The organism is Microbacterium gubbeenense DSM 15944, assembly GCF_000422745.1.
Taxonomy (GTDB): domain Bacteria; phylum Actinomycetota; class Actinomycetes; order Actinomycetales; family Microbacteriaceae; genus Microbacterium; species Microbacterium gubbeenense.
In genome coordinates this window covers 238974-261483 of sequence record NZ_AUGQ01000002.1, presented here as the reverse complement: position 1 = coordinate 261483, position 22510 = coordinate 238974, and the positions used below count along the sequence as shown (strand labels likewise).

Genomic DNA, 22510 nt, shown 5'->3' with positions numbered 1-22510 from the left:
CGCCGCGGGCGATCGCCCGCGGCTGGGGCCTCAAGAAGCTGAGGATGCCGCCGCGCGGGCGGGGGACAGAGCGGAGCGCCGCCTCTTCGCCCAGGCGAAGAGGCTGGCTCCCACCACCGAGATGATCAGCAGACCACCCGTGATGATGTTGATGATGTCGCTCGTGACGCCCGAGAGGCGCAGAGCGCTGGACAGGGCGCCGATCAGCAGGACGGCCGCGATCACGCCGTGGATCTTGCCGCGCCCGCCGAACACCGAGACGCCGCCGAGCACGACGGCCGCGATGACCTGCAGCTCGAGGCCCGTCGCGTTGTCGCCTCGCGCGCTGCCGTACCGCAGCGTGTAGAAGATGCCGGCGAGTGCGGCGACGGCGCCCGCGAGCACGAACACGACGAACTTCGTGCGGCCCACGTTCACGCCCGAGAACTTCGCCGCGTCGGCGGAGAGGCCGACCGCGAAGATCCCGCGGCCGAACGGCGTGAAGTGGTAGAGCACGACGAACGCGACGAGCAGCACGAGGAACGGCACGACGATCCACGGGATCGGGGTGCCCGACAGCTTCGCCTTCGCGAGCGCGGTCCAGAACTCGGGGAACTCGGTGACGGCGGTCGTGCCGAGCACGCCCACGGCAATGCCGCGGAACAGCGCGAGCGTACCGATCGTCACCGCGAGAGACGGCAGGCCGACGACGGTCACGAGGTATCCGTTGAACGCGCCTCCGACGACGCCGACGGCGAGTGCGATGATTGCGGCGACCTCGAAGGGAGCGCCCGACTGCACGAGCGCGCCGGTCGTGACGCTCGCGAGGCCGGCCATGGATCCGACGGACAGGTCGATCTCGCCCGTCGTCATCACCAGCGTCATCGGCAGAGCGATGAACAGGATCGGCGCGACGTCGAGGATCAGATAGTTGTACGTCAGCGGCTGCGCGAACCCATCGACCGCGAACGACGCGACGAGGATCACGGCGGCAAGGAGCCCGATGATGGCGAACTCTCGCGTGGCGAGGACGCGGCGCCACAGGGGGCGGTCGTAGTCGAACTGGACGATGCTGGTCGTCGTTGCGGTAGCGGTCATGATTCGTCCCTCGCCTCGATGAGGCGTCGTTTCTGTCGGAGGGCGAGCACGCGGTCGAGCACGATGGCGCCGATGATGAGCACGCCGACGACGGCCTGCTGCCAGAAGTCGGGGATGCCGAGGATGGGCAGCGCGCGGTTGATCGTGATCAGCAGGAACGCGCCGATCGCCGCGCCCCACACCGTTCCCACGCCGCCGACGATCGCGACGCCGCCGATGACGGCCGCGCCGATCGCGTTGAACTCCCAGCCCGTGGCGGCCTGTGAGTCGACCGTGCCGTAGCGGGCCGCGTAGAATACGCCCGCGAGGCCGGACAGCGTGCCGGAGACGATGAACGCCGTGAGCACGCGGCGCGTCGTCTTCAGGCCGTACAGGTTCGCGGCCTCCGGATCCGAACCGATGGCATACAGCTCGCGGCCCGAGCGCATGTTCTTCAGATACCAGGCGGCGAGGAGCAGCACGACGATCGCGACGATCGTGAGCAGCGGGATCGTGAGGAACTGCGCCGTTCCGAACCCCAGGAACGACTTCGGCATGTCCGACGGGTTGATGCGGTTGCTGCCGGTCCAGAGCACGTTGATGCCGCGGAACGCGTAGAGCGTGCCGAGGGTGATCACCATCGCGGGCACCTTGGCGAACGCGACGAGCGCGCCGTTGACGAGGCCGAGGAGCGCACCGAAGAGCACCGCGGCGACGACGACCACGACGATCGGGATCCCGGGGAACGTCGCGAACAGCCAACCGGTCATATAGGCGGTGAGGCCGACGATCGAACCGACCGAGATGTCGACGTTGCGCGTGATGATCACGAACGCCTGGCCGATCGTCACGAGCAGCAGCGGCGCAGGCGTGAGCAGCAGGTCGCGCCACCCGTCGCCCGAGAACAGGAAGTTCGGGTTCTTCGCGGTCGCGGCGACGACGACGAGGATGAGCGCGAGCAGGATCCCCAGCTCGCGCATGCGGCCGCCGGAGAGGAACGTCTTCAGGCGCCCGGCGTCCGGGGCGATGACGGCGGTCGTGCTCATGAGGTGTGCTCCATCGCGTGCGTGGCCGCGTGCATGACGTTCTCGCTCGTCGCGTCGGCGCGCGCGATCTCGGCGGTGATCCGGCCCTCGTGCATGACGAGCACGCGATCGGCCATGCCGAGCACCTCGGGAAGCTCCGAGGAGATCATGATGATGCCGAGTCCCTGGGCCGCGAGGTCGGAGAGCAGGGCGTGCACCGCGGCCTTGGTGCCGACGTCGATGCCGCGGGTGGGCTCATCGATGATCAGGACCTGGGGGTCGGTGGCGAGCCACTTGGCGAGAACCACCTTCTGCTGGTTGCCGCCCGAGAGTGTGCCGACGAGCGTGTCGAGCGCGTGGCTCTTGACCTCGAGCTTGGCCGCCCACGGGCGCGCGGTGCGGTGCTCCATGCCGGTCGTGATGAGCCCGAACCGGGCGATCTTGCGCCACATCGCCATGGCGGTGTTGCTGCCGACGGTCGAATCCATGACGAGGCCCTGCTTGCGCCGGTCCTCGGGGACGAGCGCGAGGCCCGCGTTCATCGCCGCGGTCGGCCGGCCCGAGGGGATCTTCCGGCCGAGCATTTTGACGGATCCGGATGCGTAGCCGTCGATGCCGAACACGGCGCGCGCGACCTCGCTGCGCCCGGCGCCGACGAGCCCGGCGAGCGCGACGATCTCGCCGGCGCGCACGCTGAAGGAGATGTCGTGGAAGACGCCCGGGTTAGTGAGGCCCTCGACGCGTAGCAGCTCGTCGCCGACCGACGCGGTCTTCTTGGGGAAGAGCTCGGAGACGTCGCGGCCGACCATCTGCCGCACGAGTTCGTCGACGGTCGTCTCGGCGATCGGGTGGGTCGAGATGTATGCGCCGTCGCGCATGACGGTGACGGTGTCGCACAGGGCGAAGACCTCGTCGAAGCGGTGCGAGATGAACATGATCGCCCGCCCCTCGTCGCGCAGGCTGCGCGCGACCTGGAACAGGCGGTCGACCTCGATGCCCGATAGGGCAGCGGTCGGCTCGTCCATGATCAGCACGCTCGCGTCGAGGGAGATGGCCTTGGCGATCTCGATGATCTGCTGGTCGGCGATCGAGAGGCCCTCGGTGATGCGGTCGGGATCGAGTGTGACGCCGAGGCGCGCGAAGATCTCGGTGACCTCATCGTGCATCGCAGCGCGATCGATCCGCCCGAGGCGACCGGTCGGCTGGCGTCCCATGAAGATGTTCTCGGTGATCGACAGGTCCGGGAACAGCGTCGGCTCCTGGTAGATCACGGCGATGCCGGCGTCCTTCGACTGGGCCGTGCTCGTGAAGTCGACGCTCTCGCCGCGGAAGCGGAAGTCTCCGGCGTCGCGGCGGTACAAGCCGGCCATGATCTTGACCAGCGTGGACTTGCCCGCGCCGTTCTCGCCGATCAGTGCGTGGATCGAGTTCGGCCGCAGCGCGAGGGTGCCCGAGCGCAGCGCGACGACAGGGCCGAACGATTTGACGACGCGCTCCAGCTCGAGCGCGGGTGCGTCTCGATCGCGGGGTGGGTCTTCGGTGACCACGGGTGGTCCTCTCCTTCGAGGTGCGTAGACTGCATATGAACCGACCTGAATCGATTCATGGTCATTTCAGGCTAGTGTAAGCACAATTCTGATCGCCACCACAAGGTGGTGACGGTGATCAGAATGTGATGTGCCCAGACGAAGGAGACCGGGTGGTCGTCAGGATCCGCGATGTCGCGCAGCTCGCCGGGGTGTCGGTGGGCACGGTGTCGAACGTCCTCAACCGGCCCGACGAGGTCTCGTCCGACTCCGTCGAACGCGTCTCGCGGGCCATCGACGAGCTCGGTTATGTGCGCAACGACGCGGCTCGGCAGCTGCGAGCGGGCATCAGCACCACGGTCGGATTCGTCGTGCTCAACAGCCAGAACCCCTTCTACAACGACGTCGTGCGGGGCGCGCAGGACGAGGCGGCCGCGCACGGAATCGCGATCCTCTACGGCGACGCCGACGAGGACGTCGCGCGGCAGAAGCTCTACCTCGACCTCTTCCAGCAGCAACAGGTGCGCGGCGTGCTGCTCGCCCCGTACGGCGACGTGCTCGCGGACCTCCGGCGGCTGCGCCGATCCGGCATCGCGACCGTTCTCGTGGACCGGTTCAGCGCCGACAGCGAGTTCTCCTCCGTGTCGCTCGACAGCGTGGCGGGCGGGCGGCTCGCGATGGAGCACCTCATCGAGACCGGCAGGCGCAGGGTCGCGTTCGTGGGCGGGCCGTTCCAGCTCCGCCAGGTGTCCGACCGGCTCGCGGGCGCTCGGGTTGCGGCCGAAGATGCGGGTGTGCCGATCGACCTCGAGGTCGTCCCTACCGAGGGCATGCTGCTCGAAGACGGACTCGCGGCGGGGGAGCGGATCCTCGCTCGTCCGAAGCGGCAACGGCCCGACGCGCTCATCGCGGCGAACGACCTGATCGCGATCGGTCTGATGCAGTCGCTGACCGTCGACGGGCGACTGCTCGTGCCGCATGAGATGGCGCTGATCGGGTTCGACGACATCCCGTTCGCGGCGGCCGCAGCGGTCCCGCTCACGTCGATCAGGCAGCCGGGCCGCCAGATCGGCCGCACGGCGCTGCGCACCGTGCTCGAAGAGGTCGAAGACCCGACGAGCCTCCCGCGTCAGACGGTGTTCCCGCCCGAGCTCGTGGTGAGGCGGTCGACGGCAGGGTAGGGGCGAGAGCTACGCCCGCTCGGGCATCCCCGCGATCACGACGTCGAGCTTGTCGGCCGTGTCCTCCCAGCCGTCGACGGCGATGCACGAGACGCCCATCGCGAGCACGGGGTAGTCGTTGCCGTCCTCGTCGAGGCGGTCGCCGTAGAAGACCATGTCGTCGAGCGAGATCCCGGTCTGCTCGGCGAGCTGGTGCATGCCGTACGCCTTGTCGATGCCCTTACGAGTGATGTCGACCGACGTGGATCCGCCCGAGCGCACCTCGAGGTCGGGCACGCGGGCGGCGACGGCGTCGCGCAGGGCGGACTTCTTCGCGCTCGTCGGATCCCACGCTTTCTTCTCGGCGACGGGTGCGGCCTGGCCGAGCGCGGAGAACGTGATCTGCGACCCGCGGTCCTCGAGGATCGGGCCCCACGTCTCGCTCTCCCAATGGCCGAGGCGCTTCGCCTCCTCCTCGACGGCGGCCAGCGCGCGGGACTTCTCATCGTCGGTGAGGTCGCGCGAGTACTGCAGTGCGAAGTCAGATCCGTCGTGGCGGTAGTAGGCCGTGCCGCACGTGGGCAGCAGGTGCATGTGGGCGAGCGCATCGGTGGCGTCGGGCAGATTGTCGACGACCTGCGAACGGAACTGGGCGATCTGGCCGCCCGAGATGATCGCTACCTCGACGCGGCGCGCGAGATCGACGAGCTGCTGCGCGACGCGCGGATCCACGGGAGACTTGGACGGCGCGAGCGTGTCGTCCAGATCGAAGGCGACCAGGAGCGGCTGAGAAGTCGTCATGCAGTCCATTGTGACGGATATCGCCCGATGAATTCCCAGGTGAGAGGCAGGGTGCGCGTTCGCGCTCGGCGAGCGGGTCGGGTAAGGTTGATCCTTGGTGCGCGTACAGGCGCGCATCGCGAACGTGAGCCCTCCACCGGTTTCGTTGGCTCGGCATCGGCCGAACAACAGCCCCGGAGCGGGATTCACGAACCTCTCCGTTCGAAAAGAAAGCAGCACTATCGTGACGCGCACATACACCCCGAAGGCCGGTGACGCTCAGCGTGAATGGCTCGTGATCGACGCCGCTGACGTCGTTCTCGGCCGCCTCGCTTCGCACGCCGCCGCGCTCCTTCGCGGCAAGCACAAGACGACCTTCGCCCCCCACATGGACATGGGCGACTTCGTCATCATCATCAACGCCGAGAAGGTCGTCCTGACCGGCAACAAGGCGCAGAACAAGCGCGCCTACCGCCACTCGGGCTTCCCGGGCGGCCTCAAGTCGGTCAGCTACGAGGAGCTCCTCGAGAAGAACCCGGCACGCGCCGTGGAGAAGGCCGTTCGCGGCATGCTCCCGAAGAACACGCTCGGCCGCGACCAGCTGTCGAAGCTCAAGGTGTACGCAGGTGCCGAGCACCCGCACGCCGCGCAGAAGCCCCAGACGTACATTTTCGACCAGGTCGCCCAGTAAGCGCCGCGGCTAAAAGGACCAACTCGTGACTGAAGAAGTTCAGAACTACTCCACCGAGACGCCGGCCGAGGCCGAGACCGTCGTCGAGCGCCCCGTTGTGAGCGTTCCCGGTGCCGCCGTGGGCCGCCGCAAGCAGGCCATCGCCCGCGCCCGCCTGATCCCTGGTGAGGGCTCCTTTACGGTCAACGGCCGTACGCTCGAGGAGTACTTCCCCAACAAGCTGCACCAGCAGCTGATCACCGACCCCTTCACGCTGCTCGGGCTCACCGGCTCGTACGACGTGATCGCGCGCATCAACGGTGGCGGCGCCTCCGGCCAGGCCGGCGCGCTGCGCCTCGCGATTGCGCGTTCGCTCAACCAGATCGACCGCGACAACAACCGTGCGTCGCTCAAGAAAGCTGGCTTCCTGACGCGCGACGCTCGCGTGATCGAGAGCAAGAAGGCCGGTCTCAAGAAGGCCCGCAAGGCCTCGCAGTTCTCGAAGCGCTGATCGAGCGCTCCATGCCTCTGTTCGGCACGGATGGTGTTCGAGGGCTTGCCAATGGCACCCTCACCGCCGACCTTGCCCTCTCCCTGGCCCAGGCGACTGCTGTCGTCCTGGGCCAGGGGCGTTCTGCCGAGGCGCGACGCGCGGCAGGACGCAGGGCGAAGGCGGTCATCGCGCGCGACCCGCGCATCTCCGGCGACTTCCTCGGAGCGGCCGTGTCAGCGGGCCTCGCGGCGAGTGGGGTCGATGTCTACGACGCGGGCGTCATCCCGACGCCGGCTCTCGCGTTCCTGGTGAACGACTTCGACGCCGACTTCGGGATCATGATCTCGGCCTCGCACAATCCCGCGCCCGACAACGGCATCAAGATTTTCGCTCGCGGCGGGGTGAAGCTGCCCGACGTCGTCGAGCAGCGCATCGAGAGCTACATGAACGAGCCGAAGCTGCTGCCCACGGGCGGCGACGTCGGACGCATCTCGCGATTCGCCGACGCCGAAGACCGCTACGTGCTGCACCTGCTCAGCACCCTGCCGGCACGGCTCGACGGGCTGCACGTCGTCATCGACTGCGCCAACGGCGCGGCGAGCGGCGCGTCGCCTGCCCTGTTCGCCAACGCGGGCGCGAAGGTCACCGTCATCGGCGCTGACCCCGACGGCATGAACATCAACGACGGGGTCGGCTCCACGCACCTTGAGCCGTTGGCCGAGGCCGTCGTCGCGCTCGGCGCCGACATCGGCATCGCCCACGACGGCGACGCCGATCGCTGCCTCGCGATCGATGCCGACGGTAACCACATCGACGGCGACCACATCATGGCGATCCTCGCCAATGCGCTGCACGAGCGCGGGCTGCTCGAGAAGGACACGCTCGTCGCGACCGTGATGAGCAATCTCGGCCTGACGATCGCGATGCAGCAGCGCGGGATCCGCGTGCTGCAGACCGCCGTCGGCGACCGCTACGTGCTCGAAGAGATGAGCCGATCGGGGTACTCCTTCGGCGGCGAGCAGTCGGGGCACGTCATCATGAACGAGCACTCGACGACAGGCGATGGCCTGCTCACGGGCCTGCAGCTCGCGGCCGAGATGGCGCGCACCGGCAAGACGATCGCCGAGCTGGCATCGATCATGACGGCGCTGCCGCAGATCATGATCAACGTGCCCGGCGTCGACCGCGAGCGCGTCGGCGACGCGGGCGTGCAGGCCGCCGTGCGCGAGGCCGAGGCCGAGCTGGGCGACACGGGCCGCGTGCTCCTGCGCCCCTCCGGCACCGAGCCCCTCGTGCGCGTGATGGTCGAGGCCGCGACGCAGGAGATCGCCGACCGGATCGCCGGCCGTCTCGCCGAGGTCGTCCGCGAGCGCATCTCGCTCTAGCGGCGCTCCCGTGACGCAAGCGGATCCTCGTTGTCGCACGAGGATCCGCTCGCGTCACCGGAACCGCGTCACCAGCCCGAATCCTCCGCGTAGCGCAGCAGAATGCCCTCGCGGAGGGCCCACGGGCAGATCTCGAGCTCGTCCGCGTCGAGCGCCTTCATCGCCTCGTTGAGCACCACGGCGCCCGCCGTGATCTGGAATGTGCGCTCCGGCGTGATGCCTGGCAGCTCCTGGCGCGCGGACGCGGGGATCCGTGCCAGCACGGGGATCCATGCCTCGAGCGCGGCCTGCGGTAGCATCCAGCGCGGGTTGCCCGACCAGCCGGCGCGCTTGTAGCCGACGAGGCGCGAGAGCGACCGGATCGTCTTCGACGACCCCACGACGTGATCGGGGGAGGGGATCCGGCCGAAGCGGGCCGCAACCGCGGCGAGCTGCTCCTCCGCGTGGAACGCGAGCCGCTCGACGGCCTCGTCGCCCGGCGGATCCGTCGGCAGCATCTCGACGGTCATGCGCCCGGCGCCGAGCGGCACCGATTCGGCGAGCTGCGGCAGCTCGTCCGCCCCGCCAGCGATCTCGAGCGACCCGCCGCCGATGTCGAACAGCAGGATCTGCCCCGCCGACCAGCCGAACCAGCGGCGCGCGGCGAGGAAAGTGAAGCGCGCCTCTTCTGATCCGCCGAGCACCTGCAGGCTCATCCCGATCACCGCCTCGATCTGCGCGATCACGTCGGCGCCGTTCGTGGCCTCGCGGATGGCGCTGGTCGCGGTGGCGAGCAGCTCGGAGACGCCCTCCGTGTCGGCCACCGCGCGCGCACGTGCCACCGCCGAGAGGATCGCATCGATCCCCTCCTGCGAGATGGATCCGTCGGGCAGCAGGTACCGCATGACCCGCACCGTGCTCTTCTCGCTCGTCGACGCCAGCGGTCGTCCGCCCGGCTGTGCGTCCGCGACGAGCAGGTGGACAGTGTTCGAACCGATGTCGAGAACCCCGAGGCGCATGGAAGAACGATAGCGCCCGCGGGGCGACAGAAAACGCGCCGTTCCGCGGGGGTGCGCGTTTTATCGAGACCCGCTCGCCACAGTAAGATGGCGCGGATGACTCCCGACAGCAGCCTGCTGCAGCTCTCCCTCTACCGCGACATTCCTCGCGCGGAGTGGGCGCGCCTGGCCAAGGGTCTGCCGCAGCCGCTCACGGAGCAGGAGATCGTGCAGATCCGCGGGCTCGGCGACCGACTCGACGTCAACGAGGTGCGCGATGTCTTCCTCCCGATCAGCCGGCTGCTGAGCGCGTGGGCGCGCGGCACGCGGCAGATCGGGACCGAGGTGGGCGCCTTCTTCGGCGAGGACCGGCCGAAGATTCCGTTCGTGGTGGGTGTTGCCGGATCCGTCGCCGTCGGCAAGTCGACGGTCGCGCGTCTGCTGCGCGAACTCATGAGCCGCTGGACGGACACCCCGCGGGTCGAGCTCGTCACGACCGACGGATTCCTCTACCCGAACGCCGAGCTCGAGCGCCGCGGGCTCATGGACCGCAAGGGCTTCCCGGAGTCGTACGATCGCCGCCGGCTCATCGACTTCGTCACGCGCGTCAAGTCGGGCGAGCCCGAGGTGCGCGCGCCGTTCTACTCGCACATGAAGTACGACATCATGCCCGATGCTTCGGTCGTCGTGCGCACGCCCGATGTGCTCATCGTCGAGGGCCTGAACGTTCTGCAGCCCCCGCCCGCTCCGAACGACGTCGCCGTCAGCGACCTGTTCGACTTCTCGATCTTCGTCGACGCCGACACCGAGAACATCGAGAAGTGGTTCGTCAACCGCTTCCTCGCGCTGCGGGCCGGGGCATTCTCGAACCCGGCGTCCTACTTCAACGTCTACCAGCACCTCTCCGACGAGGAAGCGATCGCGACGGCGCGGGGGATCTGGGCGGAGATCAACCTGCCGAACCTCATCGCCAACGTCGAGCCGACGAAGCACCGCGGCACGCTCGTGCTCAAGAAGGGCCCCGACCACGCGGTCGAGAACGTCCTGCTTCGAAAGCTCTGACGCGGCTACGCGCTGCGGCGCGCGGCCGATGCTGTGAGATGCGCGCGCATCGCGGCGGCGGCGGCGAGCGGATCCGAGGAGCGGATGGCGTGCGCGACGGCCGCGTGCTCGCTGACGACGGCCGCTGAATCGGCGGGATCCCGATCGGAGTCGGATATGCGCGCCGCGGGCAGAATGATCGCGCGCGCGCCGATCCGCTCGAGCGCCGCGGCGAGGTAGCGGTTGCCGGATGCCGCGGCAACCGCCCGGTGGAAGGCGAAGTCGGCGTCGACCGTTTCGACGGGCAGTGCGGCGGATCCGAGCGCTGCGAGCGCGCCGTCGATCGCGTCGAGGTCGCGCTCGGTGCGCACCCGGGCCGCGAGGGCGGCCGACTCGGATTCGATCGCGACGCGGAACGCGATCAGCTCGGCGCGCTCGCTCTCGTCGGTCGCGGTGAGCCAGTCCTCGCCTGACGCGGTCGCGGGCGGGACGAGCGCGTAGCTGCCGGATCCGGTGCGCGTGCGGATGAGCCCGCGCGTGTGCAGTCGCTGGAGGGCCTCGCGCACGACGGACCGGCTCGCGCCGAACTCTGCGACGAGCTTGGCCTCGCTCGCCAACCGTTCGCCGGGGGAGATGTCGCCACCGATGATGCGGTCGGCGAGGATCCCGGATATCTGTTCTCCGCGCGACGCTGTCATAGACCTATTCTCCGATGGTGACCGACTCTGTCACCCACGCGCGCGCCTGGTCGCTGAACGTGATGCCGAGGCCGAGGCGATCGGGAACGATCATGCGGCCGTTCTTCGTCTCGAGGCGCTCCTCGAACAGGGGATCCAGCCAGTCGAAGTGCTCGACCCACGGCTCGCGCGGATAGCAAGCCGCGAGGTGCAGGTGGATCTCCATCGCGAAGTGCGGTGCGAGGTCGAGGCCGGCGCGGTCGGCAAGGGTCATGAGGCGCAGGAACTGCGTGATCCCGCCCACGCGCGGGGCGTCGGGCTGCATGATGTCGCAGGCGCGCGCCTCGATGAGGCGCTCGTGCTCGGCGACCGACGCGAGCATCTCGCCCGTTGCGATCGGGGTGTCGAGCGAGCGCGCGAGATCCGCGTGGCCCTCGGCATCGTACGCGTCGAGCGGCTCTTCGATCCAGACGAGCTCGAGGTCCTCGAAGCGGCGCCCCATGCGCAGGGCGGTTGCACGATCCCACTGCTGGTTCGCGTCGACCATGAGCGGCATGGCGTCGCCGATGTGGTCGCGCACGGCGCGCACGCGGCGCAGATCTTCGGCCGAATCAGGCAGGCCGACCTTGATCTTGATGCCGCCGATGCCCTCCTCGATCGACTGCGTGGCGCGGTCGCGCACCTCGTCGAGCGAGGCATTGAGGAACCCGCCCGACGTGTTGTACGTGCGGACGGAATCGCGGTGCGAGCCGAGCAGCTTCGACAGCGGCAGGCCGGCGCGCTTCGCTTTGAGGTCGTAGAGAGCGATGTCGATTGCGGCGAGAGCCTGCGTCGCGACGCCCGAGCGCCCGACGGACGCGCCTGCCCAGAGCAGCTTCGTGTACAGCTTCTCGATGTCGTTCGGATCTTCGCCGATCGCGGCGCCCGCGACCTCCTTGGCGTGGGCGTACTGGGCCGGGCCCCCGCCGCGCTTCGAATAGCTGAAGCCGTGCCCCGAGAAGCCCTGCGCCGTCTCGATCTCGGCGATGAGGAAAGCGACCTCGGTCATCGGCTTCTGCCTGCCGGTGAAGACCTTGGCATCCGAAATGGGAACGGCGAGCGGCAGCCGCAGCGTCGACAGGGTGATCGAGCGGATCGAATCGGGCGTGTAGGTCACGATGCTCCTCCTTGAGTGCAGCACCAACCTACCAGACAAGTTGGAAACCTGTCCTACAGAATTAGGAGCCTGTTCTCGAGGACGTCGACGAGCCGCCGTCGCGCGGAGGATTCACGGCCGCGCAAGATTAGGATCGATCGCATGTGTGGAATCGTCGGATACGTCGGCCCTCGGGACAGCCAGGACATCCTCGTTGCGGGCCTCGCCCGCCTCGAATACCGCGGGTACGATTCCGCCGGTATTGCGGTGATCGATGAGGGCGGATCCCTTGCGGTGCGCAAGCGCTCCGGCAAGCTCGCGCGGCTGCGCGAGGCGCTCGACACGGATCCGATCGGGCGCGGAACCACCGGAATCGGACACACCCGGTGGGCGACGCACGGCGGCCCGACTGACCAGAACGCGCACCCGCACCTCGCCGACGGCGACCGCCTCGCGGTGATCCACAATGGCATCATCGAGAACTTCTCCGAGCTCCGGAAGGAGCTCCAGGCCGAGGGCGTCGAGTTCCTCAGCGACACCGACACCGAGGTCGCGGCGCAGCTGATCGGCCGGGCGTACCGCGAGACGGGCGACCTCGTTGCGGCCTTCCGTGCGGTCGTCAACCGTCTCGACGGCGCGTTCACGCTGCTCGCAACGCACGAGGACCACCCCGGTCTCGTCGTCGGGGCGCGCCGCAATTCGCCGCTCGTTATCGGGCTCGGCGAGGGCGAGACGTTCCTCGGATCCGATGTCGCGGCGTTCGTCGAGCACACGCGCCACGCGCTCGCGGTCGGTCAGGACGAGATCGTCGCGATCCGCCCCGGCCAGGTCGAAGTCACCGACTTCTCGGGCAACGCGGTCGAGCCGCAGCCGTTCGAGGTGTCGTGGGACGCGGCGGCCGCCGACAAGGGCGGCTGGTCGAGCTTCATGGCCAAGGAGGTCTCCGAAGAACCGGAGGCCGTGGCGAACACGGTGCGCGGGCGGATCCATGACGGCGAGATCCGCGTGCCCGAGCTCGATGGGCTCGACGACTTCTTCCGCGGCATCGACCGCATCGTGGTGCTCGCCTGCGGCACCGCGTACTACTCGGGTCTCGTCGGCAAGTACGCGCTCGAGAAGTGGGCGCGGATCCCCGTCGATGTCGAGCTCGCCCACGAGTTCCGGTACCGCGAGCCGATCGTGTCCGCCTCGACGCTTGTGGTCTCGATCAGCCAGTCCGGCGAGACGATGGACACGCTGATGGCCGTCAAGGAGGCCGCGCGCCTCGGGGCGAAGACGCTATCGATCTGCAACACCCAGGGATCCACGATCCCTCGCGAGTCGGATGCGGTCGTGTACACGCACGCCGGCCCCGAGGTCGCGGTTGCATCGACGAAGGCGTTCGTTGCGCAGATCACGGCGCTGTACCTGCTCGCGCTGCACGTGGGGCGGGTGCGCGGCGCGCTTCCCGCCGACGTGTCCGCGGAGGCGAGCGAGCAGCTCGGCGCGCTGCCGGAGAAGATCCAGTGGATCCTCGACAACGAGCAGGAGCGCACGGAGCAGCTCGCGCACTGGATGGCCGACACGCGTTCGGTGCTGTTCCTCGGCCGCCACGTCGGGTACCCGATCGCGCTCGAGGGCGCGCTCAAGCTCAAGGAGATCTCGTACATCCATGCCGAGGGCTTCGCCGCGGGCGAGCTGAAGCACGGCCCGATCGCGCTGATCGAGCCGGGTCAGCCGGTGTTCGTCGTTGTGCCGTCGCCGCGCGGATCCATCACGATGCACCAGAAGGTGGTCTCGAACATCGAGGAGATCCGGGCCCGCGGGGCGCGCATCATCGCGATCGCCGAGCAGGGCGACTCGGCGGTGCTGCCATCAGCCGACGAGGTGCTGCGGATCCCCCTCGCGAGCCCGCTGTTCGAGCCGATCCTCGCGGTCGTGCCCCTGCACATCTTCGCCATGGGCCTCGCGACGGCGAAGGGCCTCGACGTCGACCAGCCCCGCAACCTCGCGAAGTCGGTCACGGTCGAGTAGCCCTCAATACCGTGTCCCGGTTCCGGAGGGAATGACCGCCGGATTCCCGCACCAGCTGGGACACGGTTTGTTGGGACCGGGAGGGTGCGGGGCGTCAGTAGGCTGAAGCGATGATCATCGGAATAGGCGTCGACATGGTCGACATCGAGCGCTTCGAGGGGCAGATCGCCCGCTCGCCGCGGCTCATGGAGCGCCTGTTCACGCCGCACGAGCGGGAGCTGCCTCTCCGTTCGCTCGCCGCGCGGTACGCCGCGAAGGAATCGCTGATCAAGGCGCTCGGCGGATCCGATGGCGTGCGCTGGCAGGAGATCGAGGTGCCGCGCTTGGGGGAGCGGAGCGCGCCGCAGTACGTCATCACAGGCGGCACGGCCGACGCGCTCGATGCGCGCGGCGTCGCGCACTCGCACCTCTCGCTCTCGCATGACGGCGGGCTCGCGCTCGCCTACACGATTCTCGAATCCGCATGACCGCCCGCTCGAACGGTTCATGCCGCGCGCTCGACGCGCGCTACGGAAGGACACCGCGATGACGACTGGCCCCACCCGCGAGGCGGTGATCGACCGCGGCGCGATCGAGCACAACGTGCGCGCACTGCGCGCGGCAGCGCACACGCGAGAATTCATCGCCGTCGTCAAGGCCGATGGGTACGGTCACGGCGCGCTCACGGCCGCGCGCGGGGCGGTCGCCGGCGGCGCGTCACGGCTCGGAGTCGCCGACCTCGCCGAGGCGCTGGAGCTGCGCGCCGCGGGCATCGACGTGCCGATCATCGCCTGGCTGCACGCACCCGACGCCGACTTCGGGCCGGCCGTCGCCGAGGGCGTGGAGATCGGGATCTCGTCGGTCGATCAGCTGCGCAGCCTGACAGGCCGCTCCGGAAGCCGCACCCCGGTCGTGCACCTCAAGTTCGAGACCGGTCTCGGTCGCGGCGGCGCGGCGCCCGCGGACTGGGGCCCGCTCATCGCCGAGGCGGCGCGGCTGGAGCGCGAGGAGCGCGTGCGGGTCGATGGCCTGTTCAGCCACCTGTCCGGCGCATCGCGCCGAGACGACGCGCGCCAGCTCGAGCTGTTCAACGACGCGGTCTCGGGCGCGAAGATCGCCGGGCTCACGCCGCGGATCCGCCACCTGGCGGCCACCGCCGCCGCGATCGACATGCCGGAGGCGCGGCTCGATGCTGTGCGGGCGGGCATCGGAATCTACGGACTGTCTCCCTTCGCCGACCGATCATCGGCCGCGCTCGGGCTGCGTCCGGCCATGACCCTCCAGGCGCCGGTCGCCGCGGTGCGCCGCGTGCGCGCCGGCCACGGGGCGTCGTACGGGTATACCTATCGTGCCGAGCGCGACACGACCTTCGCCCTCGTGCCTCTCGGGTATGCCGACGGCATCCCGCGCCAGGCCTCCAACGCCGGCCCCGTGCGGATCGGCGGCAAGCGGTTCCGCGTTGCGGGCCGGGTCGCCATGGACCAGTTCATCGTCGACGTCGGCGACGCGCCCGTCCTGGTGGGCGATCGCGCCGTGCTGTTCGGCGACCCGCTGCGCGGGGCCCCCACGGCGACCGAGTGGGCCGACGCCGCCGACACGATCAACTACGAAATCGTCACGCGCATTGGAAATCGCGTCGCCCGCACCATTGTCGAGTAGCGGCCCGCCGTGAGGTTCCGACAGAACCGGGAAGATGGAGATCATGATGCCCGAACACCTCCTCGGTCGACACGAGATTTCAACTTCGGCGGCGATGGAACAGCTCGGCGTGAGCATGGGGCGGGGCCTCGCCGCGGGAGACGTTGTCGTGCTGACCGGGCCGCTCGGCGCCGGAAAGACGACCCTGACCCGCGGGATCGCCGAGGGTCTCGGAGTGCGCGGACCCGTGCAATCGCCGACGTTCGTCATCGCGCGCACCCACCCCTCGATCGTGGGCGGGGCGCCCCTCGTGCACGCCGACGCCTACCGATTGGGCGACGCGGCAGAGCTCGAGGACCTCGATCTCGACCTCGACGGCTCGGTCACGATCATCGAGTGGGGCCGCGGCCTCGTCGACCAGATCGCCGATGCGTGGTGGGACATCGAGATCGAACGGCCCATCGGCGAGGCCGACGACCCCGAGAACCTCGACCTCGACGCCCCCCGGACCGTTGTCGTAACGAGACACACTCAAGGCGGGTTATAAGCGAGGCAGTCATAGCCTAGGAACAATGATCCTCGCAATCGACTCCTCGATCGGCTCGACCGTCGCCGTCGTCGACCCGGCGACGGACGCCGTGCTCGCCGACTGCTCGAGCGACGTCCCCCGAGGCCACGCCGAGGTCATCGGCACTCTCATCGAGCGCGCGCTCGATGACGCCGCAGTCTCGCCCGCCGACATCACGCACGTCGCGGCAGGCATGGGCCCGGGCCCGTTCACGGGCCTCCGGATCGGCATCGCCGCAGCGCGCGCGTTCGCGGTCGGGCGCGGGATCCCCGTGGTCCCGGTCGTGAGCCACGACGCGGCGGCGCTCGAGATTCTCACGCGGGATCCCGACGCGACCTTCGTCATCGTCACCGACGCCCGCCGCCGGGAGAACGCGGTGAGCGCGTATGCGGGGCTCGACAGCGGAATCCCGGCCCGCATCGCCGGCCCGGAGCTGCTGCCGAACACCGATGACACCGAGGCATACCTTGCCGAGCACCTGAGTATTGCGCGAGGACCTGACGGATCCGGGGAAATCGTCAGGCGCTCGCCGACATCTCAGGCGCTCGGCGAACAGCCCCACACGACGCACATCTCCGCGGGCGCGATCGGAATCCTTGCGGCACGCCTCCTGCGCCGTGGCGCTGTGCCCGACCTCGAGCCCCTCTACCTGCGCGCCCCCGACGCCAAGGTGCCGGGCGCCGTGAAGCGGGTGAGCACGTGATCCGCACCGCGACGATCGACGACCTTGACGGCATCATGGCCATCGAGAACGCCAGCTTCCCATCCGACGCCTGGAGCGAGAACGCGATGCGCGCCGAGCTCGAGGGGGAGCACGGCCACTACGTCGTGCTTGTCGACGACGGCCGGATCGCCGGATACGCCGGCCTGCGCCATCTCGCGGGCGGCCGCGATTCCGATGTGCAGACGATCGCCGTATCGGCCGATGCGCGCGGCGCGGGCCACGGACGCGCGCTGCTGACAGAGCTGCTCTCGACCGCCGTGGCCAGGCGCGCCCGCGAGGTGTTCCTCGAGGTGCGCGCCGACAACCCGGTCGCCGAGGCGCTGTACTCGAGCGAGGGATTCGTCGAGATCGGCCGCCGCGAGCGCTACTACCAGCCCGACGACATCGATGCCGTCGTCATGAAGCTCGACCTCCGCCACCGTCCCCACGAAGCGAGGCGCGATGATGAACCGCGATGAGCCCCTGGTCCTCGGCATCGAGACGAGCTGCGACGAGACCGGCATCGGGATCGTGCGCGGGCGCACCCTGATCAGCAACACCATCGCCAGCAGCATGGACGAGCACGCCCGCTTCGGCGGCGTGGTGCCCGAGGTCGCGGCTCGCGCCCACCTCGACGCGCTGCAGCCTGCGATCGAGCAGGCCGTCGCCGAGGCCGGCATCGCGCTGAGCGACCTCGATGCCATCGCCGTGACGAGCGGTCCCGGGCTGTCGGGCGCGCTCATGGTGGGCGTCGGCGCCGCGAAGGCGCTCGCGATCTCCCTCGGCACCCCGCTCTATGCGGTTAACCACCTCGTCGGCCACATCGCTGCCGACATCGTGACCCCCGATTCTGAGCCCCTCGAGTACCCGACGATCGCGCTGCTCGTCTCCGGTGGGCACACCTCGCTGCTGCACGTGCGCGACCTCACGACCGACGTCGAGCTTCTCGGCGAGACGATCGACGACGCGGCCGGCGAGGCCTTCGACAAGGTGGCGCGGATCCTCGGCCTGCCGTACCCGGGTGGGCCCCAGATCGACCGCGCGGCGGCAGATGGTGATCCGTCCGCCATCCGATTCCCGCGCGGGCTCAGCCGCGCGAGCGACATGGCGAAGCACCGCTGGGATTTCTCGTTCTCGGGGCTGAAGACGTCCGTCGCGCGCTGGGTCGAGCAGAACGAAGGATCGACCCTGCCGGTCGCCGACGTCGCCGCGAGCTTCCGCGAGGCGGTCGTCGACGTGCTCGTCACGAAGGCGCTCGACGCGTGCGAGGAGCGCGGCGTGCCGAGGCTCCTGCTCGGCGGCGGCGTCATCGCGAACCGCCGGCTGCGCGAGGTCGCGCTCGAGAGGGCGGCGGCGCGCGGCGTGACCGTGCGGATCCCTCCGCTCAGCCTCTGCACCGACAACGGCGCCATGATCGCGGCGCTCGCCTCCCAGCTCATCTCGAGCGGCCGCGCGCCCTCGACGCTCGGATTCGGGGCCGACTCGACGCTGCCCGTGACCGAGATCCAGGTCGCGGAGCGGGATACCGTGGCGACATGACTCGCATCGACGCGCACGAGAGGATCCCGGACGGATCCTCGGACGAGCGCGTTCCAGTGCGGGACGTTCCGGCGGAGCCGATCGAGGCCATCGCATCGGAGACGTTCGGCTCGATCCATCCCGATATCGCGACGCAGTCGATCACCCGTCGCGGGCTGCGGCCCCGCCACAAGCACCTCGCCACCGTCTCGCTGGTGCTGGCGGTGCTGTCGCTCGTCGTGTCGTGGTTCGGCCCGTGGGCCGCGCCGATCGCGCTCGTGGCGGTCGTGCTCGGCACGGTCGCGCTGTTCCGCCGCTGGGGGAGGGTATCGCTCAGCTGGGGAGCGATCGGCGCCGGGGTCGTGGCGATCCTGTTCAGCGCCTATTGGGTCAGCTGGATCCTGGCGCAGCTGCCCGTCGCGCCGTAGCGCGCTGCGCGCGCACGATATCGGTCACGAGCAGTGCGCACGCGACCCAGATGAGGCTGAAGCCGATCCATCGCTCGGGCGGCATATGTTCGTGCAGGAGGAACGCGCCGGTCGCGAACTGCAGGATCGGGGTGATGAACTGCAGCATGCCAACCGTCGACAGCGACACGCGTCGCGAGGCGGAGGCGAACAGCAGCAGCGGTAGCGCGGTGATCACGCCCGAGAGCACCACCAGCGTCGTGTGCAGCGGACCGACCTGCCCGAACGTGATGCCGGTCGTCATCCCGACGATCACGAGCTGACCGATTGCGATCGGCGTGAGCCACACGGTCTCGAGCGTCAGCCCGCTGAGGGCATCGACGTCGGCGCTCAGGAACTTCTTCTTCACGAGCCCGTAGAGCGCGAAGGATGCCGCCATTGCGAGCGACAGCCAGGGCACAGATCCGTAGAACACCACGATCACGATGACGGCGAGGGCCGCGACGCCGACCGCGCTCCACTGCAGCCACCGCAGTCGATCGCCGAGCAGGAACACACCGAGCAGCACGGTCGCGATCGGGTTGATGAAGTATCCGAGGCTGGCCTCGAGCACGCGGTCGCTCATGGCGGCGATCAGGAACAGCTGCCAGTTCGCGTAGATCAGCACGCCCGCGACGGCCGTCCAGCCGAGCACGCGCGGGGATCTGACGAGACTCGCCAGCCGCCGCCAGCCCCGCACCACGGTCAGAAGGATCGCGCAGAACACCAGCGAGAAGATGACGCGCGCCGAGAGCAGCTCCCACGGTCCCGTCGGCGCGAGTATCACAAAGTAGAGCGGCAGGCCGCCCCACAGCAGATACGCGCCGACGCCGTATACGACTCCCTCGCCCGGGCGATCGGTGAGCGGCCTCAATGAGGCGGAGGGAGTGGACACATGTCGAAGTCTAGGGGGCTACTCAGCGGCCGGCGGGTCGATCGCCACGCGCGAGCGCGTCAGCTCCTGCGGGCGCGAGTTGGCGATGAAGGAGATGAGCCCCTCGCGCACCTTGCACTGCGCGGTCCAGAGCTGGTCGGCGTCGGCGGCGGTGATGGACGCGCGCAGCTGCGCCACGCCGCCTGTCGCGTCGGTGACGACGAGGCCCCAGCTGCGGCGGTCCCACTCGGGCATACCATCGAGCATGCGCTCGAGCTCGGCGCGCACGGCGGGCACATCGACGGTGTAGTCGGCCTCGACGAACACGGTGCCCGTGACCTCGGTCTGGTTGCGGGTCCAGTTCGTGTACGGCGTCGTCGTGAAGTACGTCGAGGGGAGGACGTGGCGGCGGTCGTCCCAGATCTGCACGACGACGTACGTGAGGGTGATCTCCTCGACCGTGCCGTACTTTCCATCGACCTCGACCGTGTCGCCGACCTTGAGCGCGTTGGAGAACGCGAGCTGGATGCCGGCGATCAGGTTTCCGAGCGTCGACTGGGCCGCGAGGCCGGCGACGATCGAGGCGATACCGGCCGACGCGAACAGCGACGCCCCGAAGGTGCGCGCACCGTCGATCGTCAGCAGCATCGCGGCGGCGGTGAGCACGACGATGATCGCCACGATGAGGCGACGGATCATGCGCAGCTGGGTCGTGCGCCGGCGTGCCGTGAACTGATCGCCGCTCGTCGCGCTCTGCCGGAGCTGAGCGCCGTCGATGAGCAGCACGACGATGACGCAGACGAGCCACCCGATGACCGCGATGATCGCGAGTGTCAGGACGTAGCTGATCGCCTCGCCGAGCGGGGCGACGTCGTACGGGAAGAACGCGACGGTCGCCGCCTTCCAGCCGATGACCGCGACGAGCCAGAAGATCACCTGCGGGAAGCGCTTATTCATCTCGGCGAAGACCGCGCCGCGCGGGCCGCGCGCGCCGAGGCGCTGGGTGACGAGCTTGAACACCCAAACGATGATGAACGCCGCAGCGAGAACGACGGCGGCGGATATCACGAGCGCGCTCCACGCCGCCCAGGGGCTCTCCGCGATGGTCTCTGTGAGATCTGCTGGTGACATGCTCATCCCCCTACTCTAGGAACTCGTGCTGTGCAGACGAAGAGACCCCGGCCGCCTGGGCGACCGGGGTCTCTTCGAAAAAACGAACGTCAGCGCTCGACGACCGCCAGCACGTCGCGGGCCGAGAGCACGAGATACTCGTCGGCGCCGAACTTGACCTCGGTTCCGCCGTACTTGCTGTAGAGCACGACATCGCCGACGGCGACGTCGACCGGAACGCGGTTGCCGTTGTCATCGATGCGGCCGGGGCCCACGGCCACGACCTCGCCCTCCTGGGGCTTCTCCTTGGCGGTGTCGGGAATGACGAGACCGCTTGCCGTGGTCTGCTCTGCCTCGACCTGCTTGATGACGATGCGGTCCTCGAGCGGCTTGATGGAAACCGACACGGTTTACCTCTTTCTGACGGAAGACTGTGGTTCGCACTCTCACCCCGAGAGTGCTAATGATCAGTGTAGAGCCGATTCTGGCACTCATGCAACGTGAGTGCCAGCCCGCCTACGCTGGAGTCATGGAACTGGCCGAACTCGACGCGCTCCTGACCCCCGAGGCCATGCGGCTGATCGACGAGCTCGACCCCGTCGAGACGGCGTCGGACGTCGCGCGCACCGTCTCGCGACTGCGCGCCGCCGGGCACGGTCCCGAGCTCGTCTCGGCCGTCGTCGGCCAGGTGCGGCTGCGCCAGCGCGCGGCCCAGAAGTTCGGCGAGTTCGCGAGCCGCATGCTCTTCACGCGCGCCGGCCTCGAGCAGGCCACCCGGATGTCGGTGTCGGCCCATCACGGGGGACGATTCGCGCGGGCGGGCCTCACGAGCGTGGCCGATCTCGGCAGCGGCATCGGCGGCGACAGCCTCGCTCTCGCCGCGCTCGGCATCCGCGTGCTCGCGATCGAAGCCGACGACGTCACCGCGGCGCTCGCCACCTACAACCTCGCGGCGTTCCGCGATCAGGTCGAGGTGCGCCAGGGGCTCGCCGAAGAGGCCGACATCACGGGCGTGCAGGGCGCCTGGCTCGACCCCGCCCGCCGAACCAAGGGGCACACCGAGACCCGTCGCGTCTCGGCCGCCGATTATTCGCCGTCGCTGACCTGGGCGTTCGCACTTGCGCGCACGATGCCGACGGGAATCAAGCTCGGGCCGGCCTTCGATCGCGACGAGATCCCGGAGGAGTTCGAGGCGCAGTGGATCAGCGTCGACGGATCCACCGTCGAGCTCGTGCTCTGGTCGGGGCCGCTCGCGCGCGACGGCGTCGGCCGCGCCGCCCTCGTGGTCCGCGGCGACAGCGCCCACGAGATCACCGCCCCGCACGACGCCGTCGACGAGCCCGTGCGCGCTCTCGGCCGCTACCTCTACGAACCGGAGGGGGCCGTGATCCGCGCGCGCCTGATCGGGGAGGTCGCGCGAGCGCTCCAGGCGGGGCCGATGTCGGACGGGATCGCGTACCTCACGGGCGACGAGGACCTCACGAGCCCGTTCGCCGTGCGCTTCCGCGTGCGCGAGACGTTCCCCGCGGATCCGAAGACGCTCGCGCGCGAAATGCATGCGCGCGGCATCGGCACGCTCGAGATCAAGAAGCGCGGCGTCGACATCGATCCGGCCGAGTTCCGCAAGAAGCTGAAGCTGCGCGGCAGCGGATCCGCGACGCTGTTCATCACGCGCTCGGGGGACAAGCGCGTGGCCGTCCTCGCTGACCGGGAATAGCCCAGCATTCGCGACGGTT

General features: G+C 69.3%; 24 protein-coding genes. 14 read left to right on the top strand and 10 right to left on the bottom strand.

Annotated elements, in window-relative coordinates; all coding sequences use genetic code 11:
- Positions 1-30: 30 nt before the first annotated feature.
- From G510_RS0103165 to G510_RS0103155, 3 genes are read right to left on the bottom strand one after another with little or no spacing between them, the layout of a single operon-like run.
- Positions 31-1077 (bottom strand): ABC transporter permease, encoded by a 1047-nt coding sequence (locus tag G510_RS0103165; protein ID WP_036321715.1) that lies wholly within the window; start codon positions 1075-1077, stop codon positions 31-33.
- Positions 1074-2102, bottom strand: a complete 1029-nt coding sequence (locus G510_RS0103160) for an ABC transporter permease (RefSeq protein ID WP_029152424.1) — start codon at positions 2100-2102, stop codon at positions 1074-1076. Before G510_RS0103160 ends, G510_RS0103165 begins: the two co-directional genes overlap by 4 nt.
- Positions 2099-3628, bottom strand: a complete 1530-nt coding sequence (locus G510_RS0103155) for a sugar ABC transporter ATP-binding protein (RefSeq protein ID WP_029152423.1) — start codon at positions 3626-3628, stop codon at positions 2099-2101. The genes G510_RS0103160 and G510_RS0103155 overlap by 4 nt, the downstream gene beginning before the upstream one ends.
- A 152-nt stretch (positions 3629-3780) precedes the next feature.
- Here G510_RS0103155 and G510_RS0103150 point away from each other — a divergent pair, with 152 nt between their 5' ends.
- Positions 3781-4788 carry a LacI family DNA-binding transcriptional regulator gene (locus G510_RS0103150; RefSeq protein ID WP_029152422.1) on the top strand — a complete coding sequence of 336 codons (1008 nt, stop codon included), beginning with the start codon at positions 3781-3783 and terminating at the stop codon, positions 4786-4788.
- A gap of 9 nt (positions 4789-4797) precedes the next feature.
- On the opposite strand, the gene G510_RS0103145 is transcribed toward G510_RS0103150, so the two are convergent.
- Positions 4798-5568 carry an HAD-IIB family hydrolase gene (locus G510_RS0103145; RefSeq protein ID WP_029152421.1) on the bottom strand — a complete coding sequence of 257 codons (771 nt, stop codon included), beginning with the start codon at positions 5566-5568 and terminating at the stop codon, positions 4798-4800.
- Positions 5569-5791: 223 nt separating this feature from the next.
- Here G510_RS0103145 and rplM point away from each other — a divergent pair, with 223 nt between their 5' ends.
- The 3 genes from rplM to glmM are packed head-to-tail and all read left to right on the top strand — an operon-like array spanning position 5792 to position 8095.
- The gene (gene rplM, locus G510_RS0103140) at positions 5792-6238 is read left to right on the top strand and encodes a 50S ribosomal protein L13 (RefSeq protein WP_029152420.1); all 447 of its coding nucleotides are present in this window, start codon (positions 5792-5794) and stop codon (positions 6236-6238) included.
- 25 nt (positions 6239-6263) lie between these two features.
- Positions 6264-6728: a 30S ribosomal protein S9 gene (rpsI, locus tag G510_RS0103135; RefSeq protein ID WP_029152419.1), complete on the top strand. Its 465-nt coding sequence runs from the start codon at positions 6264-6266 to the stop codon at positions 6726-6728.
- Positions 6729-6739: 11 nt separating this feature from the next.
- A complete protein-coding gene (glmM, locus tag G510_RS0103130; RefSeq protein ID WP_029152418.1) occupies positions 6740-8095 on the top strand; it encodes a phosphoglucosamine mutase in 1356 nt (451 codons plus the stop codon).
- 68 nt (positions 8096-8163) lie between these two features.
- Here glmM and G510_RS0103125 read toward each other — a convergent pair whose 3' ends face one another.
- Positions 8164-9093, bottom strand: coding sequence for a Ppx/GppA phosphatase family protein (locus G510_RS0103125; RefSeq protein WP_029152417.1), 930 nt, complete (start codon positions 9091-9093; stop codon positions 8164-8166).
- Between the two features lie 96 nt (positions 9094-9189).
- Here G510_RS0103125 and coaA point away from each other — a divergent pair, with 96 nt between their 5' ends.
- Complete coding sequence (gene coaA / locus G510_RS0103120; RefSeq protein WP_036321816.1) at positions 9190-10134, top strand: type I pantothenate kinase; 945 nt, start codon at positions 9190-9192, stop codon at positions 10132-10134.
- 5 nt (positions 10135-10139) lie between these two features.
- Here the strand turns inward: coaA and G510_RS0103115 are convergent, their stop codons facing one another.
- On the bottom strand, positions 10140-10811 hold the full coding sequence (locus G510_RS0103115) for a FadR/GntR family transcriptional regulator (RefSeq protein ID WP_029152415.1): 672 nt from the start codon (positions 10809-10811) through the stop codon (positions 10140-10142).
- Positions 10812-10815: 4 nt separating this feature from the next.
- A complete protein-coding gene (locus G510_RS0103110) occupies positions 10816-11946 on the bottom strand; it encodes an L-talarate/galactarate dehydratase (protein WP_029152414.1) in 1131 nt (376 codons plus the stop codon).
- Between the two features lie 141 nt (positions 11947-12087).
- On the opposite strand from G510_RS0103110, the gene glmS reads away from it, so the two are divergent.
- From glmS to G510_RS17395, 8 genes are all read left to right on the top strand, one after another.
- Positions 12088-13938 carry a glutamine--fructose-6-phosphate transaminase (isomerizing) gene (glmS, locus tag G510_RS0103105; RefSeq protein WP_029152413.1) on the top strand — a complete coding sequence of 617 codons (1851 nt, stop codon included), beginning with the start codon at positions 12088-12090 and terminating at the stop codon, positions 13936-13938.
- A 110-nt stretch (positions 13939-14048) separates the two neighbouring features.
- Positions 14049-14405, top strand: coding sequence for a holo-ACP synthase (locus G510_RS0103100; protein WP_029152412.1), 357 nt, complete (start codon positions 14049-14051; stop codon positions 14403-14405).
- A 58-nt stretch (positions 14406-14463) separates the two neighbouring features.
- Positions 14464-15576 (top strand): alanine racemase, encoded by a 1113-nt coding sequence (gene alr / locus G510_RS0103095; RefSeq protein ID WP_029152411.1) that lies wholly within the window; start codon positions 14464-14466, stop codon positions 15574-15576.
- A 46-nt stretch (positions 15577-15622) separates the two neighbouring features.
- Complete coding sequence (gene tsaE / locus G510_RS0103090; protein WP_029152410.1) at positions 15623-16102, top strand: tRNA (adenosine(37)-N6)-threonylcarbamoyltransferase complex ATPase subunit type 1 TsaE; 480 nt, start codon at positions 15623-15625, stop codon at positions 16100-16102.
- A 25-nt stretch (positions 16103-16127) separates the two neighbouring features.
- Positions 16128-16826, top strand: a complete 699-nt coding sequence (tsaB, locus tag G510_RS0103085) for a tRNA (adenosine(37)-N6)-threonylcarbamoyltransferase complex dimerization subunit type 1 TsaB (RefSeq protein WP_029152409.1) — start codon at positions 16128-16130, stop codon at positions 16824-16826.
- Positions 16823-17305: a ribosomal protein S18-alanine N-acetyltransferase gene (gene rimI, locus G510_RS0103080; protein WP_029152408.1), complete on the top strand. Its 483-nt coding sequence runs from the start codon at positions 16823-16825 to the stop codon at positions 17303-17305. The genes tsaB and rimI overlap by 4 nt, the downstream gene beginning before the upstream one ends.
- Positions 17292-18365, top strand: a complete 1074-nt coding sequence (gene tsaD / locus G510_RS0103075; protein WP_029152407.1) for a tRNA (adenosine(37)-N6)-threonylcarbamoyltransferase complex transferase subunit TsaD — start codon at positions 17292-17294, stop codon at positions 18363-18365. The genes rimI and tsaD overlap by 14 nt, the downstream gene beginning before the upstream one ends.
- On the top strand, positions 18362-18772 hold the full coding sequence (locus G510_RS17395) for a hypothetical protein (protein WP_029152406.1): 411 nt from the start codon (positions 18362-18364) through the stop codon (positions 18770-18772). Before tsaD ends, G510_RS17395 begins: the two co-directional genes overlap by 4 nt.
- On the opposite strand, the gene rarD is transcribed toward G510_RS17395, so the two are convergent.
- From rarD to groES, 3 genes are all read right to left on the bottom strand, one after another.
- Positions 18735-19685 carry an EamA family transporter RarD gene (rarD, locus tag G510_RS0103065; RefSeq protein ID WP_425411282.1) on the bottom strand — a complete coding sequence of 317 codons (951 nt, stop codon included), beginning with the start codon at positions 19683-19685 and terminating at the stop codon, positions 18735-18737. The two genes, G510_RS17395 and rarD, sit on opposite strands and share 38 nt — an antisense overlap.
- Positions 19686-19703: 18 nt before the next feature.
- Positions 19704-20801 (bottom strand): mechanosensitive ion channel family protein, encoded by a 1098-nt coding sequence (locus G510_RS15210; protein ID WP_051216250.1) that lies wholly within the window; start codon positions 20799-20801, stop codon positions 19704-19706.
- 83 nt (positions 20802-20884) lie between these two features.
- Positions 20885-21181 carry a co-chaperone GroES gene (gene groES / locus G510_RS0103055; RefSeq protein ID WP_029152404.1) on the bottom strand — a complete coding sequence of 99 codons (297 nt, stop codon included), beginning with the start codon at positions 21179-21181 and terminating at the stop codon, positions 20885-20887.
- Between the two features lie 122 nt (positions 21182-21303).
- Between groES and G510_RS0103050 the strand changes: the two genes are divergently transcribed.
- Positions 21304-22491: a class I SAM-dependent methyltransferase gene (locus tag G510_RS0103050; RefSeq protein WP_029152403.1), complete on the top strand. Its 1188-nt coding sequence runs from the start codon at positions 21304-21306 to the stop codon at positions 22489-22491.
- Positions 22492-22510: the final 19 nt, after the last annotated feature.

Bases quoted from the DNA above. Each gene is read 5' to 3' on its own strand.
- G510_RS0103165 (WP_036321715.1), bottom strand. From the start codon at position 1,077: ATGACCGCTACCGCAACGACGACCAGCATCGTCCAGTTCGACTACGAC.
- G510_RS0103160 (WP_029152424.1), bottom strand. From the start codon at position 2,102: ATGAGCACGACCGCCGTCATCGCCCCGGACGCCGGGCGCCTGAAGACG.
- G510_RS0103145 (WP_029152421.1), bottom strand. From the start codon at position 5,568: ATGACGACTTCTCAGCCGCTCCTGGTCGCCTTCGATCTGGACGACACG.
- glmM (WP_029152418.1), top strand. From the start codon at position 6,740: ATGCCTCTGTTCGGCACGGATGGTGTTCGAGGGCTTGCCAATGGCACC.
- G510_RS0103125 (WP_029152417.1), bottom strand. From the start codon at position 9,093: ATGCGCCTCGGGGTTCTCGACATCGGTTCGAACACTGTCCACCTGCTC.
- coaA (WP_036321816.1), top strand. From the start codon at position 9,190: ATGACTCCCGACAGCAGCCTGCTGCAGCTCTCCCTCTACCGCGACATT.
- G510_RS0103115 (WP_029152415.1), bottom strand. From the start codon at position 10,811: ATGACAGCGTCGCGCGGAGAACAGATATCCGGGATCCTCGCCGACCGC.
- glmS (WP_029152413.1), top strand. From the start codon at position 12,088: ATGTGTGGAATCGTCGGATACGTCGGCCCTCGGGACAGCCAGGACATC.
- G510_RS0103100 (WP_029152412.1), top strand. From the start codon at position 14,049: ATGATCATCGGAATAGGCGTCGACATGGTCGACATCGAGCGCTTCGAG.
- alr (WP_029152411.1), top strand. From the start codon at position 14,464: ATGACGACTGGCCCCACCCGCGAGGCGGTGATCGACCGCGGCGCGATC.
- tsaE (WP_029152410.1), top strand. From the start codon at position 15,623: ATGCCCGAACACCTCCTCGGTCGACACGAGATTTCAACTTCGGCGGCG.
- tsaB (WP_029152409.1), top strand. From the start codon at position 16,128: ATGATCCTCGCAATCGACTCCTCGATCGGCTCGACCGTCGCCGTCGTC.
- tsaD (WP_029152407.1), top strand. From the start codon at position 17,292: ATGAACCGCGATGAGCCCCTGGTCCTCGGCATCGAGACGAGCTGCGAC.
- G510_RS17395 (WP_029152406.1), top strand. From the start codon at position 18,362: ATGACTCGCATCGACGCGCACGAGAGGATCCCGGACGGATCCTCGGAC.
- G510_RS15210 (WP_051216250.1), bottom strand. From the start codon at position 20,801: ATGAGCATGTCACCAGCAGATCTCACAGAGACCATCGCGGAGAGCCCC.
- G510_RS0103050 (WP_029152403.1), top strand. From the start codon at position 21,304: ATGGAACTGGCCGAACTCGACGCGCTCCTGACCCCCGAGGCCATGCGG.